The organism is Roseovarius sp. JB2-10 (genome assembly GCF_055693585.1).
Map to the genome: position 1 here is coordinate 832,104 of NZ_CM146337.1, position 14,098 is coordinate 846,201.

Sequence of the window (14,098 nt, forward strand, 5' to 3'; positions counted from 1 at the left end):
GCTTCCTTTTTTACTCGGCGACTGCATTCAGATCGCGCAGAATGTCAGCCAACCCAATGCGCCAGTCCGGGCGAGTTATACCAAACGCAGCCTGTAGCGCGCTACAATCCATCCGGGAGTTCAGCGGCCGCGTTGCGGGGGTTGGGTAGTCAGATGTTGGAATATCAGTCACTTCGCAGGTGAGGCCGGATTGCGCAAAAATCTCGCGCGCAAAATCCGCCCAACTGGCGTCCGGCGCGCCAGAAAAATGATAGGTTCCAGATTTGGATGCATCGTTCGTAAGTTCAGTAGCCATCCGGTGGCACGCTGCCGCGATATCATGGGCCGGCGTGGGCCCCCCAATCTGATCTGCGACGATGGTGAGTTGATCGCGCTCTGCACCAAGACGCAGCATGGTCTTCACAAAATTCGCCCCATGCGCAGACACAACCCAGCTGGTTCTCAGAATGGCATGCACACCTGCCGCTGAACGAATAGCGTTCTCACCCTCGAGCTTTGAGCGCCCATAGGCGCTGAGCGGCCCGGTAGCATCTTCTGGTCGCCAAGGGTCCGTGCCACCGCCTTCGAACACGTAATCCGTTGAAATATGTACCATCGGGATGCCCCGTTCGGCGCAGGCCTTGGCCATCACGCCGGGCGCATCGCCATTGATCACGGTTGCCAAGTCTTCCTCGGATTCAGCCTTGTCTACAGCTGTATAAGCAGCGGCGTTGATAACCGCAGTCGGATTGTGATTCTCGATTTCTGCGGCGCACGCGGCAGGATCACTCAAGTCTGCATGATCACGCCCCAGGCACAAAACGTGCGGCAAGCGTGCCAATTCCGTGGCCACCTGGCCGCTTTTTCCGAACACGAGAAATGTCATCTGCCTGTCCTTCAGACCCTTTGGATCTTGTTAGCCGGTTTTACCCAATCGCTGACCGACACCTTCCCGCGATTGCAACGCGCGCCACCAGTCCTCATTGTCCAGATACCATTGCACTGTCTTTTTAAGCCCTTGCTCCAGTGTGACCGAGGGGCGCCAGCCCAGTTCGGTCGCGATACGCGTCGGATCAATCGCATATCGCAAATCATGGCCGGGCCGATCTGTAACAAAGGTGATTTGATCTGCATATGGAGTGTCCGCAGGACGCTTTTCATCCAAGATAGCGCAGATCATTCTGACGATATCGATGTTCTTGGCCTCATTTTCGCCGCCGATATTGTAACTGCGACCCACCTCACCCTTTTGAAGAACGGTCAAAAGCGCATCGGCGTGGTCTTCGACGTAAAGCCAGTCGCGCACGTTTTCGCCCTTGCCATAAACCGGGATCGGTTTGCCACCCAATGCATTCAGAATAACCACAGGGATCAGTTTTTCAGGGAAGTGAAACGGGCCGTAGTTGTTCGAACAGTTGGTCATCACAATAGGCAGGCCATAGGTTTCGGCCCACGCACGTACCAGATGATCGCTGGCGGCCTTGGACGCGGAATAGGGTGAATTGGGCGCATAAGGCGTGTCTTCCGTGAACTGGCCTTCGTCACCCAGCGTTCCAAAAACTTCATCGGTCGAGATGTGATGAAATCGGAACACGCCGGGTTTACCGCGCTCTGTCCAATAGGCCCGTGCCGCCTCCAGCATGTTGTAGGTGCCGGTGATATTGGTTTCGATAAAGTCGCCCGGGCCATCAATCGAACGATCCACATGACTTTCTGCGGCAAGATGCATGACGGCATCCGGTTGATGCGCCTTGAACACCCGATCCAATGCCTCCCTGTCGCGGATATCGGCTTCTTCAAAACTGTAATTCGGATCATTGGTGACAGACGCCACGTTTTCCAGACACGCCGCGTAGGTTAGCGCATCAAGATTGATCACCTGATGCCCATCGCGCACCGCCTGGCGGACAACAGCCGACCCAATAAAACCGGCGCCACCTGTCACGATCAGCTTCATCATGCGGCCCCTTCATACACAAACGGACTGTCAAAGTTGGCAAAGAGCTGCGCCTTGGCATCCTTTTCGCTCAACAGTGGTTCAATGCCATCCAACTGCCAATCAATCTCTAATTCCGGGGAATCAAACCGCACCGCGCCATCACAGTCGGGCGCATAGTAATCGGAACACTTGTAGATGATTTCAGTATCTGGCTGCAGAGTGGAAAACCCGTGCAGGAACCCTTTGGGAACCAACAATTGTTTACCGTTTTCAAAGCTCAGAACCTCTCCAAAACTCTGCCCATAGGTCGGAGAGCCACGGCGAGCATCTACAACCACATCATAGAGCGCACCGCGTCCACACCGGACCAATTTGTCCTGTGCATGCGGCGGAGATTGAAAGTGCAACCCGCGCACTGTGCCCACTCGGGCCGACAGAGAATGATTGTCCTGAACCCAATCAATCGCCAACCCGGCCTCATGCATAACGCGACGGCTCCAACTTTCGGAAAAAAACCCCCGATCGTCGCCAAAGCGGCGCGGCGTCAGCACTTTAACGCCTTCCAGGTTGGTCAGTTGAACGTCCACATCAAACTCCGCAAGTCACTAATATTCTCTGGCCGTTTAACAAGGTCCGCATCCCGAGTCACGCCCCAAGAAACCGCGTTACGTACGAAGTGGATCATATCCGCCGCAGTCCAAAATCATGGCCTCAGCATCCATACTGAACAATCTCTTAAGCTTCAGAACGGCACACAGACGGACACGAAAGAATTGGGCGACATTTTTCAGCGGATGCTTTGAAACAGGGATTTCCCAATGCCGGATACGTTGCCAAACCTCAACCTGCCCCTTCTTGCCCCGTCACAGGCCCAAAAACACGTCACTCATAACGAGGCACTGCGTGTTCTGGATGCGTTGACGCAGCTTGCCGTGTTATCTGAAACGGCAGTCACACCACCCCCTTCGAATGATGCAGGCGCACGGTATCTTGTCCCGGCGGGCGGTTTGGACGCATGGACCGGACAAGACGGTATGATCGCAAGTTTTGATCAGGGCGCCTGGCTGTTTTATCCACCGCAGGCAGGCTGGCGTGTGTTTGTCATCGACACGTCGTTGCTCAAAGTCTTTGATGGTTCGGCCTGGCAAATCGTTGGCGGCAGCCTTTTGGAAAACCTTACGGGTCTGGGCATCGGCGTGGACACCAGCAGCGCGCCATTTTCAGCCAAACTGAATTCGGCACTCTGGACCGCGCTCTATGCGGCGGATACCGGCAACGGCGACCTGATCCAGACCTTGAACAAGGAAGCCACGGCGGATGACGCTGGTTTTGTCTTGCAAACAAACTTTGCAACCCGCGCTTTGCTTGGCCTCTTTGGCAACGACAACCTACGCCTGTCCGTCACGCCCGACGGAACGAACTTTCGTGACGGGCTTACCGTGAACAACGCCACCGGCATTGTAGATCAACCCAACCTGCCCCGCTTTGCAGGTGCGACGAATTTCGACAACTTCGGCGCGGCTGACACGTGGGTGAAGATCGCGATCAATACCATGAGCTATAATGATCAGGCCGTGTTTGACGCGGGCACCAACCTATTCACCGCACCTGTGGACGGGCTCTATAGTTTCGGTGGACACCTTCTCTTCAAGCAAGACAGCAGCAACAATGCCCGGCTAAACGCGCGCATCGTCAAAAACACAACCGATCAGGTTGCGGGTAGTTTTGGTCGGATCACCAGCAGTCATATCAGCGGTTCAACCTTTATCAACACCCAAGCTGTGATCCCTCTGATAAGTGGCGATACGATTGAACTGCAAGGCATGTTTTCCGGCCAATCGGGAAATTTTCAGGCGGATGACACTACCTTCTGGGGATTTAAAATCGGCTGACGCGCGGGCCTAGAAGACAAAAATCAAGTCGGCCAGATGATCCATGTTACCCATACCGTTTAACGTAATCATCTGGCTGTTTCCAAACGCATCCGTCCCGAAATCAAGCCGCAGGGATGCGCCGAGATCCTGACCATAAGTGGCAACGATATCTTCGGCCGACATGGCCGGATCCGCGAGCAAGTCCTGGCTGATGAAAAGCGTGTCGTTTTTGCGCGAAAAGTCGGTAACCCGGTCATTACCTTCGACAAAGTGGAATTCGTCTGATCCACCACCACCGGTCAATATATCATCGCCCGTACCGCCCAGCAGCGTATCATCACCGCCACCGCCACGCAGCGTATCGTTGCCCTCGCCGCCAATCAGGATATCGTTGCCTTTGTTCCCTTTGAGCACGTCATGACCAAGTCCCCCTTCGAGGCTGTCATCATCACTGCCGCCGACAAGGCGGTCGTCGCCGATGCCACCAAACAATTCATCCGAACCCGCGCGGCCCTTGAGGACATCATCGCCGTCACCGCCTTCAAACCAGTTGGTGCCAGTATCACCTTTTAGAACATCGCGGAATTCCGAGCCCCTGATACCTTCAATCGAATAGAATTTATCGTCAGAGACATCGCCTCTGTTGTGGATCGGAAAGAGCAGGTCAGTCTTGATCCGCTCGTCCGAATTCTCGAAAGACACCAGATCAAAATCGTCACCGCCCACATACGTGTCTGCGCCTTCTCCCGCGAAAAAGACGTCTTCGCCCGCATTGCCAAAAATCACATCATCACCATCGGTTCCGAAATGCGTGCCAGAGAGGTCTGCGCCTGTAGGCGCGTCTGACACCATGGAATGGCTTGGGTTTATAGTAATTCGTTCAGCCACATCTTCTGCGCTCAAAGAACTGCCGTTGTGGGAAAATAGGGTGACGCTGTAGCCTTGAAAGCCGATATCAACGCGATCACCCTGGCTGATGAACGTTAACTGTTCGACGTCATGCAACAGGAACCAGCCGGACAGGTCCAGCGTATCCTGCGAGACGTTGAAATCATCAATCTGACCACCATCTCCGGCCCCACCGAACACAAACGTGTCCGCTCCAAGGCCACCGATCAATCGGTCGCCACCTGGACCTGCGACCAGAAAGTCATCACCGTCATGGCCGTAAAGAACGTCCTGTCCGGCCCCATGCCCGCCAAAGAGCACATCGTTGCCATTGCCGCCGTTGAGCGTGTCATTGCCCTCGCCTGCGGTCTGAACTGAGCCCGGTGTGCCAAGATCAAAGGTGAGTTCCGTCACGCCTGTTTCCGTGGCACTCGCCGCAAAGACATGTAAAACACCGTCTTCGACAACGCCGGTCAACCCTGAGATATTCTGCAGCGTCACATCATCGCTGTCTTCCAGCGTCACGTGATGGATCAAACGCCCATCTGGCATCAGTTCGAGCAATGACAAACCATCATCGGCACCGGCCGCCAATACGAACGCGCGACCGTCGCTCTGCAGGACCTCCAGCTCGGAGATCGATGCGAACCGCGTGCCCTGCCCATCAATCACATGGTCACGCGCCGTCATCACTCCGGTGTCAGATATCTCGAAAACGCTAATCGAAGAACTGCTGCTGGCCGCAACAACACCAAAACTTTGACCCGCCACCGTGACGATTTTCAGGGTCTCCGGTGCAATCAATCCCAAGCCATCGATGACACCCAATGTATCCGTCGGGCTGAGCGCACCGTTTTCATCTACGGTGTAAGCCAAAATTTCATTGCCGGCGCCGTCAAGAGCAATCGCCAGATCGTTTCCGCCGACCGTCAGAAACGCGATGTCGGTAATTTCGCCCGCCGGAACAGAAACGTTTTGGATAAGAGATAGAGACAGATCCGTCTCTACGGATTGTACCGAAAACCCGCCCTGTCCGCCTTGGGCAGTTGCCAGCACCGTACCGCCGGGCAATTGCAAAGCAGCAATCGCGCTGATGGCGTTACTTTCGCCAGATTGCGGCGCAAAGCCGATGCTGTCACCAAAGCTTCCGGACGCAGTCACTTCATACGCGTTATAGAGCGTGCCACCTTCACCGCTGAACACCGCGATGGTTCCCGCGTTTGTCGACACGATGTCCAGGTTGGTAACTGTAGTCTGTCCACCTTGTATAGCAGGCGTCACACCATTCGTTGACGGAGCAGAGGCATCAAGAATGTCGAAAATGCTGACAGTAGCATCCGACTGATTGGTGGCAAACAGCCGCCATTGATTGCCAAAAAGTGCTGCATCCAAATCGGCGATACCGACCAGAGGGCCAACGATATCATTGGCAAAAACCGATGCAGACGAAAACTGTACCATAAAGGACTCCAAATTGCGCGTTGTCCGGAATATGCGGATACATCGCGACAAATCGGCGGCGGACATGGTCTGGGAGAATGGCCAATATATGGCTCAAGATTATGATTTATTTATATTTTTATGATGATTTCGGGCGATTGCAATCCATCCGGAATTGTCCCTAAAGATCAACGTCATTACGCGCGATCTCACATCCGGATCCGGGACTTCGACAGGCTGATTTTCCGCTTCTGGCGCAGCGAGAAAACTCTGATGTCGAGCCAAATGCCACAATTGCGGATCAAAACGTTACCTACTGTCTGAATTCACGGGCAACCGGCATGCCTTAGCCCAATACATCCCGGTTACGAACTGCCGGCTGGGTTTGCCCGATCTGGGCCAAAGTCAGACTGACCTCTTCCGACATCACGTCCCAAAGCGCGCGCAAGCCACCCTCACCACCCGCCGCAATAGCGTAGAGTAGGATACGCCCCAGAAAGGTGAAATCTGCACCAGAGGCAAGGACTTTCATGACGTCTTCACCACTGCGGATACCACTGTCGAAAAACAACGGGAAATCCGTGCCAACGGCCTTGCGAATATCCCTTAATGCGTGAACGGGTGGAATCGCTGCATCCAACTGTCGCCCACCATGGGAGGACACTTGTATCGCATCTACGCCTGCTTCTTGCAGACGCACCGCATCTTCAACGTCCAAGACGCCCTTCACGACCAGCTTACCGTGCCAGCGATCCCGAAGACGGGCGAGGTAATCCCAATCTGCCCGCGACCGGGATTCCGTGCGGTCAAACTCATCGGCACCCGTGAAGTTCGCCATCTGCGGCTTGCCTTTGAACAGCATATTCAGCGACCATCGGGAGTGCATGGCAAAATCCACAAACTGACGCGGGCCGATCTTGAACGGCATTTTGAACCCGTGCCGCAACTCGCGGGGACGGCGACCAACCTCTGGCACGTCCAGCGTAAGAACCAGCGTTTGGTATCCCGCAACTTCCGCCCTATCGACCAGCTTCATCGCGGTACTGCCATCGCCGCTGAAGTAAAGCTGGAACCAGGCGTTGCCCTGGGCCACTTCAATGATCTCTTCTAACGAGGTCGAGGCGACGGTCGAAACCCCTTGGGGGATTTTGTAATCCGCAGCAAGGCGCGCCAACATCAAATCGGCGCCCGGCGCCGCAAGGTTGCACATACCCATGGGCGAGATGCCGAAAGGGCGATTGGCAACGCCATCGAAAACCGGCATGTCAAGTTTGCGCTGGCTGGCATCAACCAGAACACGCGACCGCAGACGGATGTCTTGCAACGCCCGGCGGTTTAATGCGGCGCCGTATTCTTCACCAGCGGCGCCGTCCATATAGTCAAACACCATCCACGGCAGCCGTCGACGGGCCAGCCGCCGTGCATCCTCGCTGGAATGGATTTGACTGGACCGCAACATCGCGTGACCCTTAGCTTTGAACTGCGCCCATGAAGCGATCACGGATCACAACCGGATCCATGGTAATGACCGGCAGTTTGATATTGCCGCTTTCACATTTGGCAACGATCACGGTCATCTGCTTACTGTCGATCGCTGCTTGTAAAACCTTGCCGGTATCGGCCGCGTCGCAAGTCACAACATTTTCACAGCCGCAGGCCTTGGCCACGTTTTCCAGCTTGGTCTTCTTGCCCGCATAGGTGGGCTGATCCCCGGTGGAGCCGTAGGACCCATTGTCGATGATGAGCAGCACGAAATTGTCCGCCACGTTGTTGGCGATGGTCGGCAGCGTGCCAAGATTGGTCAGGATCGAGCCGTCACCGTCAATCGAGATGACGGTTTTGTCCTGGGACAGGGCAACGCCAAGGCCGATGGACGAGCTGAGACCCATGGTGCCCAGCATGTAGAAGTTCGACGGCTGATCGTCGATCATATGCAACTCTTGGCTGGGCAGGCCAATGTTGCAGACAACTAGATGGTCACGAAGAATGGGCGCAATCTCGCGCAGGATTTCAGAACGGATCATTGGTCTCCGTAGCCTCCCCAGAAGGACGCATCCGTCAGGATCGCCACAGGTTTATTGCACATGAACGTGTATTTCAGGATCGCGTCCAGCTCATCCGCATCCGCTTCCTTGTGGAAGTGATAGGTTGGGATGTTGAGCTGGTTGAGCAGCGCTTTGGTATGCACCGCCATTTCCACCTGACAGGCGACCGGTTCGCGCAGCTCACCGCGATAGGAAATCAACATCGGCAAGGGCATGCGGTAGTATTGCGTCAGCGTCGCCAACGTATTGATGGTCACGCCGATGGCGGTGTTCTGCATGATGATGCAAGGACGTTTGCCCCCCATGAACGCACCGGCGCACAGGCCCATGCCCTCATCTTCCTTGTTGGCGGGAATATGAAAGATCTCGGGCCGCGCTTCGACCTCGTCAATGACGCCGGCCAATTGTTTACACGGCACAGTGGTCACAAAACTGATGTCATTGGCCACCAGATCGTCAACGATTTTGCTGTCGATGGACACGAGGATAGTCTCCTTTGAATGTCTGCCTTACGGCGTCAAAATAATCTTGGGGTTGGGCACAAGGCCCGCACGAATATCGGCAAATGCCTTGGCGCCATCGGAAAGGTTGCGCGTTTCAGTCCAGTCGAGCGCGCCCAAGCGGCCATCGAAAATGGCGGCACAGGTTTGGCGGAAATCTTCGGCCGTGTACGTATAGGTGCCGATAAACGTGATCTCCTGTAGGGTCATGCGGCGGACATCCAGGCCACCGGCATCCTCACCCAAACCGATATGCAGGATCACACCACCGGGCTGTGCCAGCGCCGAGGCCGTGGCGCGCGTCGCTGCGTATCCCACTGCGTCGACCACGATGGCATGGAGTGTATCACTGCTGGCAACAGCGTTTTCGCCGCACTGACCAGTCAAGAAGGCACGCCGCGTGTCATTAGGCTCCACAATTGTGATCTCATCCACGCCCATGGCCCTCAGCGACAAAGCTGCAGCAAGACCGATTGCGCCGCCGCCAAGTACAAGTGCGCTACGATCGGCGCTTTCATGTAACGCGTCGAGACCTAACCGCACCGCGTGCCAACTGACCGCCAATGGTTCCGCCAGCGCAGCTTTGCTCATAGGCACGTCGTCAGGGACTGTCACAAGGTTCTGGTTCGGCATCGAAATGAACTGGGCGAATGCACCTTCTCGCGGCGGCATGGAGATGATTTGCCGGGACTCGCAGAGATTTTCACGACCAGATGTGCAGGCGGAACAATCGCCACAGGTGACCAATGGATTGACCGTCACACGACGGCCGTCCTGTGGCCCGCCGACGATCACGCCCGCAGCTTCATGGCCGAGTATCAGTGGCGCGGGTCGACGCTCATCATGACCGAGATAGGCGTGCATGTCCGATCCGCAAATTCCCACGCTGTCAACGCGGATCAAGTGCTCACCGGACGTCGGTGCAGGATCTGCCATGTCCTGAAACGCCAGCGATTCAGGACCTGTGTACACAAGCGCTTTCATTTGGCTGTATACCCCCCATCCACCATCAAGACCTGACCTGTCACATAGGCCGACGCGTCCGAACACAAAAAAAGCAAGGGCCCATCCATGTCCGAAAGCTCTCCATTCCGGCCAATGCAAGTCTGTGCCGCATTCCGCGCCGCACGGTCCGGGTCATCGAAAACCGCGGCCGTCAATTCCGTGTGGAAGAACCCCGGGCCAATCGCGTTTGTATTGATGCCATGCGGTGACCACGCCTCAGCCATGGCGCGCGTCAACTGACCAATGCCTGCTTTCGTCGCGCCGTATGCGATCCCTCCCGGAAAGGCCCGTGTGGTCTGTAACGAAGCGAAATGCACGATACGACCCCAGCCCTTGTCCTTCATCGCGGGCGCAAAGGCCTGACTGATGAAAAAGGGCGCCGCGAGGTTAAGGTTCACTGTCATGTCCCAGCCCTCAGGCGTGACATCATCAGCAGTCTCGCGAGTATTGATACCAGCGGCATGCACCAGAATATCCGGCGCTCCAAAAATATCGGAAACGCGTGAAGCCAAATCCGCGACACTGTCCCTGTCAGACACGTCATGCGCCACACAAGCAGCGGCATCACCGGTGGCGTGTTGCCACGCCTCCAACGCATCGGCGCGGCGGGCGACACCGACAACCTTAGCACCGGCACGCGCCAAGACGGTTGCCGCATGTTGCCCCAAGCCTGAGGAAGCTCCGGTCACACAGGCCACGTGTCCCGTCAGGTCGAACAGGGCGCCTGACATGACTATTCGGTCCCGACCAAATCAAACTCTTCGTCGGGGAAGTATTTGTGGAGACGGATATCCGCCGTCCGGGCGTGTCCTTCCATCCCCTCCAAACGTGCAATGCGTGCAGTGGCTTCGGCCACCGGTTTTGCACCTTCTCGCGTGGCCCGCTGCCACGTCACGATCTTCATGTATTTGTGCACGCTCAGACCACCGGTATAGCTGGCGGCACCCGAGGTCGGCAAAACGTGGTTCGTACCTGACGCCTTGTCGCCAAACGCGACTGTAGTTTCCTCACCCAGGAACAACGATCCGTAGCAGGCCAGACGCCCCAGCCACCAATCCAGGTCTTCAGCCTGAACCGTCAAATGCTCCGGCGCGTATTCGTCGGACGTCGCCGCCATTTCTTCGCGGTCAGCACAAAGAATGACCTCTGCATAGTCACGCCAGGCTTTGGTTGCATTGTCCTTGTTCACTTCGGGCAAATCATCGATCAACCCGGGCACCAGTTCCATGACCTTTTCAGCCAGCGCGCGATCATCGGTTACCAACCAAACGGGCGAGTTGTAGCCATGCTCCGCCTGACCAACCAGATCGACAGCGACAACCATGGGATCCGCCGTTTTGTCGGCCAGAACGAGGCTGTCCGTTGGGCCAGCAATCATGTCGATACCGACACGACCAAACAGCCGACGCTTGGCCTCGGCCACAAACTGGTTGCCGGGACCCACAAGAATGTTGGCCTCGGGCAGTCCAAAGAGGCCAAATGTCATCGCGGCCACACCTTGTACGCCGCCCATGGCAAGAATTGTGTCCGCGCCACACAGATCAGCCGCGTAGATAATTGCGGGCGCAACACCCACCCCGGGGCGCGGCGGTGAACACGCAACAATGTGATTACACCCTGCCACTTTGGCTGTTGTCACTGTCATGATTGCGCTGGCGATATGACTGTATCGCCCACCGGGCACGTAGCAGCCCGCGCCATTGACGGGGATACTCTTTTGCCCGGCAATCAATCCAGGGACGACCTCAATTTCGATATCACGGAGCGTTTCTTTTTGCGCCTCAGCGAAGCGTTTCACATTGGCATGCGCGAACTGAATATCTTTCTTGAGCTGCTCCGGTACCTCGGCCGCCGCTGCCTCGATCTCCTCCCGCGTCAGGATGACGTTGCCATCGTATTTGTCGAATTTGGCTGCGTATTCCATTGCAACGGCGTCGCCGCCTGCCTCGATATCATTCAGGATCGTCCGGACTGTATCGCCCACATCTGAAGCATCGGATTGCGCGGTCAAGGTTGCTTTTTTCAGGTATTCTCGTGTCATGAAACGATCCTATATTCAGATGCCGGAGCGAAGCGCTGAGCGCCTTGTGGTTTAACGGGTGGGCGACAATGACGTCGTGTGGGAAACTCCGCGGTTCAAATTGCCTGAAATAGCACGAATCCATTTACGGGGCTAAATCGCGCACTTGATTCGATACCAATGTAAGCGCTTACAATTTTTCTTGCAAGCGCTTACATTTTCCTTCTTTGGCGTTATGATGGAGCGGTCCAATCCAGGGATTTACGTAAATCGCGACGCAGCAAAACAAGCCAATGACGATGAATCAAGATCACACCAATCCGCTCAAACCCGTGCCAACACTGGCCGATGTTGCGCGGCGGGCGGGTGTGTCAACGGCCACCGTCTCGCGGTGTTTGAACGCGCCGGGCCGCGTGGTCGAAGACACCCGCGAACGTGTCATGTCCGCCGTGAACGAGCTCGGTTACTCCCCCAACTTCAACGCCCGTGCTCTTGCGTCGAAACGCACGAACACGTTTGGCGCAATTATCCCCACAATGGACAACGCCATTTTCGCCCGCGGTCTGCAGGCGTTTCAGGAAGAGTTGGATCAGGCGGGCATTACACTTCTTGTCGCGAGTTCGTCTTACAGACCGGACCTTGAGGAAAAACAGATACGCGCACTTGTGGCCCGCGGCGCAGATGCCCTTTTGTTGATTGGTCACCACCGCAACCCCGACCTTTATGACTTCCTTGAACGCCGTGATGTCCCCGTTCTTGTGACATGGGCCTATGACAGCAGTGCACCACAATCCTCCATCGGTTTTGACAACCGACGCGCCATGACCGCCATGGCGGATGAAGCAATACGACAAGGACATCGCAATATTGGTGTGATCTCGGCGCCCCAGGCCAATAACGACCGGGCGCGCGACAGGGTGCTGGGTGTTCAAGACGCAATGCAAGCGCAAGGGCTAAACCCTAGTGCAATGACACTTATTGAAACCTCATACGGGATAGAAAGCGGCAAAGCGGCCTTTCGCGAATTGATGGGTCGCGCGCCGCGTCCGACGGTCGTGATATGCGGCAATGATGTTCAGGCGGTCGGCGCGTTGCATATGGCGCATGAATTGGGTCTGAAAGTACCCGAAGAAGTCTCAATCACCGGCTTTGATGATATGGAACTCTCCCGCGTTGCACGCCCACCCTTGACCACCGTTCACGTGCCACATCGCGAAATGGGACAGCACGCCGCACGCCTGTTGATCAAAATGGTGGACGGTGGAGAGGCGGGAGAAAGCCTCCGACTGGAAACCAGTTTGCGCCTGCGAGGCACCTTGGCTCCGCCGCCCGTCTGATCTCTTCAATCGCCCCCACCAAACAGGCAAGCGTTGCGGTCCCGGCGCAAGCGCCTAGTATCGCATGTCTAAACCAAGCGCCCTTGGATGTGATCAACGATCGAAAGACAAACTGAATGAGCCATTCGACCCATGAAGCAGAGGAAGACCTGCGCAACCAATCCATCAAGATTTTCCTGAACGGTAGAATTGTCCCGCGCGAGCAGGCACTCGTTTCTGTCTACGATTCTGGCTTCATGCTCGGAGATGGTATGTGGGAAGGTCTACGTCTGTATGATGGTATCTGGGCGTTTTTTGATGAACACATGGATCGCTTGTTCAACGCGTGCAAAACCGTGTCACTAGACATTGGAATGACCAAGACCGAACTGCACGACGCCTTGAACAGAACGGCGGAAGCGAACGGGATGACATCTGATGCACATTGCCGTCTGATGATCACACGCGGTCCGAAAGCGAAGCCATTTCAACATCCGGGGCTTAGCAGATCAGGACCGACTGTTGTTGCCATTCTGGAGCATTCCAAACCAGTGGATGGTTTGCAAACGACAGGCATCCGGCTGGCATCTGTCCCGCAGGTGCGCGGCCTGCCAAACAGTCAGGATCCAAAGCTGAACAGCCATTCGAAGCTGAACTGCGTGATCGCCTGTCTTCAAGCCGAAGAAGCCGGTGCGGACGAAGCATTGATGTTGGATCCGCATGGATTTGTGAACACGACCAATGCGTGCAATTTTTTCATCGTCCGACGCGGCGAAGTTTGGACCTCGACCGGCGACTATTGCATGAACGGTGTGACCCGCCAGAAAGTGATCGACCTGTGCCGTGCCAACGACATCCCCATTCGTGAAAAGAACTATTCGCTTTTTGAAGCCTATGGTGCGGATGAGGCCTTCCTGACCGGCACGTTTGGCGCACAAACCCCTGTGGCAGAAATTGACGGCAAAAAAATCGGTTCTGCGAAAGGTGCAGGCCCTATCACATCTAAGCTGCGCGGGCTTTACAAAGACCTCGTTGCAGAAAATGTAGCCGCGCAAAAAGCAAAGAACACCTAGTGCCCTTTAGCCGGAATTA

Annotated in this window: 13 protein-coding genes; 3 read left to right on the top strand and 10 right to left on the bottom strand. The window is 55.8% G+C overall.

All coding sequences use genetic code 11. The annotated features are described in order from the left end of the window. Positions 1-10 precede the first annotated feature (10 nt). The 3 genes from rfbD to rfbC are packed head-to-tail and all read right to left on the bottom strand — an operon-like array spanning position 11 to position 2,505. Complete coding sequence (rfbD, locus tag ACZ1HJ_RS04155) at positions 11-865, bottom strand: dTDP-4-dehydrorhamnose reductase (protein WP_472721080.1); 855 nt, start codon at positions 863-865, stop codon at positions 11-13. A gap of 30 nt (positions 866-895) precedes the next feature. Then, positions 896-1,936: a dTDP-glucose 4,6-dehydratase gene (gene rfbB, locus ACZ1HJ_RS04160; protein ID WP_472722147.1), complete on the bottom strand. Its 1,041-nt coding sequence runs from the start codon at positions 1,934-1,936 to the stop codon at positions 896-898. After that, positions 1,936-2,505: a dTDP-4-dehydrorhamnose 3,5-epimerase gene (rfbC, locus tag ACZ1HJ_RS04165; protein WP_472721081.1), complete on the bottom strand. Its 570-nt coding sequence runs from the start codon at positions 2,503-2,505 to the stop codon at positions 1,936-1,938. Before rfbC ends, rfbB begins: the two co-directional genes overlap by 1 nt. Before the next feature lie 231 nt (positions 2,506-2,736). Between rfbC and ACZ1HJ_RS04170 the strand changes: the two genes are divergently transcribed. Beyond that, entirely contained in the window at positions 2,737-3,810 is a 1,074-nt protein-coding gene (locus ACZ1HJ_RS04170) for a DUF2793 domain-containing protein (protein ID WP_472721082.1), read from the top strand. A gap of 9 nt (positions 3,811-3,819) precedes the next feature. Here ACZ1HJ_RS04170 and ACZ1HJ_RS04175 read toward each other — a convergent pair whose 3' ends face one another. From ACZ1HJ_RS04175 to hisD, 7 genes are all read right to left on the bottom strand, one after another. Beyond that, entirely contained in the window at positions 3,820-6,141 is a 2,322-nt protein-coding gene (locus ACZ1HJ_RS04175; RefSeq protein WP_472721083.1) for a calcium-binding protein, read from the bottom strand. A 325-nt stretch (positions 6,142-6,466) separates the two neighbouring features. Continuing rightward, complete coding sequence (locus ACZ1HJ_RS04180; RefSeq protein ID WP_472721084.1) at positions 6,467-7,579, bottom strand: alpha-hydroxy acid oxidase; 1,113 nt, start codon at positions 7,577-7,579, stop codon at positions 6,467-6,469. A gap of 10 nt (positions 7,580-7,589) precedes the next feature. Then, complete coding sequence (gene comE / locus ACZ1HJ_RS04185) at positions 7,590-8,144, bottom strand: sulfopyruvate decarboxylase subunit beta (RefSeq protein ID WP_472721085.1); 555 nt, start codon at positions 8,142-8,144, stop codon at positions 7,590-7,592. Further along, a complete protein-coding gene (gene comD, locus ACZ1HJ_RS04190) occupies positions 8,141-8,647 on the bottom strand; it encodes a sulfopyruvate decarboxylase subunit alpha (protein WP_472721086.1) in 507 nt (168 codons plus the stop codon). Before comD ends, comE begins: the two co-directional genes overlap by 4 nt. Positions 8,648-8,674: 27 nt before the next feature. Further along, a complete protein-coding gene (locus ACZ1HJ_RS04195) occupies positions 8,675-9,649 on the bottom strand; it encodes an alcohol dehydrogenase catalytic domain-containing protein (protein ID WP_472721087.1) in 975 nt (324 codons plus the stop codon). Further along, the gene (locus ACZ1HJ_RS04200; RefSeq protein WP_472721088.1) at positions 9,646-10,401 is read right to left on the bottom strand and encodes an SDR family NAD(P)-dependent oxidoreductase; all 756 of its coding nucleotides are present in this window, start codon (positions 10,399-10,401) and stop codon (positions 9,646-9,648) included. Before ACZ1HJ_RS04200 ends, ACZ1HJ_RS04195 begins: the two co-directional genes overlap by 4 nt. A gap of 2 nt (positions 10,402-10,403) precedes the next feature. Continuing rightward, positions 10,404-11,711, bottom strand: coding sequence for a histidinol dehydrogenase (hisD, locus tag ACZ1HJ_RS04205; protein ID WP_472721089.1), 1,308 nt, complete (start codon positions 11,709-11,711; stop codon positions 10,404-10,406). A gap of 278 nt (positions 11,712-11,989) precedes the next feature. Between hisD and ACZ1HJ_RS04210 the strand changes: the two genes are divergently transcribed. Together ACZ1HJ_RS04210 and ACZ1HJ_RS04215 are read left to right on the top strand one after the other, a co-directional pair. Continuing rightward, positions 11,990-13,027, top strand: a complete 1,038-nt coding sequence (locus tag ACZ1HJ_RS04210; protein WP_472722148.1) for a LacI family DNA-binding transcriptional regulator — start codon at positions 11,990-11,992, stop codon at positions 13,025-13,027. 116 nt (positions 13,028-13,143) lie between these two features. Continuing rightward, a complete protein-coding gene (locus ACZ1HJ_RS04215; protein ID WP_472721090.1) occupies positions 13,144-14,079 on the top strand; it encodes an aminotransferase class IV in 936 nt (311 codons plus the stop codon). The last annotated feature ends 19 nt before the right edge of the window (positions 14,080-14,098 follow it).

What these genes read in the sequence shown, in the direction of transcription:
- rfbD (WP_472721080.1), bottom strand. Translation starts at nt 865, where the DNA reads ATGACATTTCTCGTGTTCGGAAAAAGCGGCCAGGTGGCCACGGAATTG.
- rfbB (WP_472722147.1), bottom strand. Translation starts at nt 1,936, where the DNA reads ATGAAGCTGATCGTGACAGGTGGCGCCGGTTTTATTGGGTCGGCTGTT.
- ACZ1HJ_RS04170 (WP_472721082.1), top strand. Translation starts at nt 2,737, where the DNA reads ATGCCGGATACGTTGCCAAACCTCAACCTGCCCCTTCTTGCCCCGTCA.
- ACZ1HJ_RS04175 (WP_472721083.1), bottom strand. Translation starts at nt 6,141, where the DNA reads ATGGTACAGTTTTCGTCTGCATCGGTTTTTGCCAATGATATCGTTGGC.
- ACZ1HJ_RS04180 (WP_472721084.1), bottom strand. Translation starts at nt 7,579, where the DNA reads ATGTTGCGGTCCAGTCAAATCCATTCCAGCGAGGATGCACGGCGGCTG.
- comE (WP_472721085.1), bottom strand. Translation starts at nt 8,144, where the DNA reads ATGATCCGTTCTGAAATCCTGCGCGAGATTGCGCCCATTCTTCGTGAC.
- ACZ1HJ_RS04195 (WP_472721087.1), bottom strand. Translation starts at nt 9,649, where the DNA reads ATGAAAGCGCTTGTGTACACAGGTCCTGAATCGCTGGCGTTTCAGGAC.
- ACZ1HJ_RS04200 (WP_472721088.1), bottom strand. Translation starts at nt 10,401, where the DNA reads ATGTCAGGCGCCCTGTTCGACCTGACGGGACACGTGGCCTGTGTGACC.
- hisD (WP_472721089.1), bottom strand. Translation starts at nt 11,711, where the DNA reads ATGACACGAGAATACCTGAAAAAAGCAACCTTGACCGCGCAATCCGAT.
- ACZ1HJ_RS04210 (WP_472722148.1), top strand. Translation starts at nt 11,990, where the DNA reads ATGAATCAAGATCACACCAATCCGCTCAAACCCGTGCCAACACTGGCC.
- ACZ1HJ_RS04215 (WP_472721090.1), top strand. Translation starts at nt 13,144, where the DNA reads ATGAGCCATTCGACCCATGAAGCAGAGGAAGACCTGCGCAACCAATCC.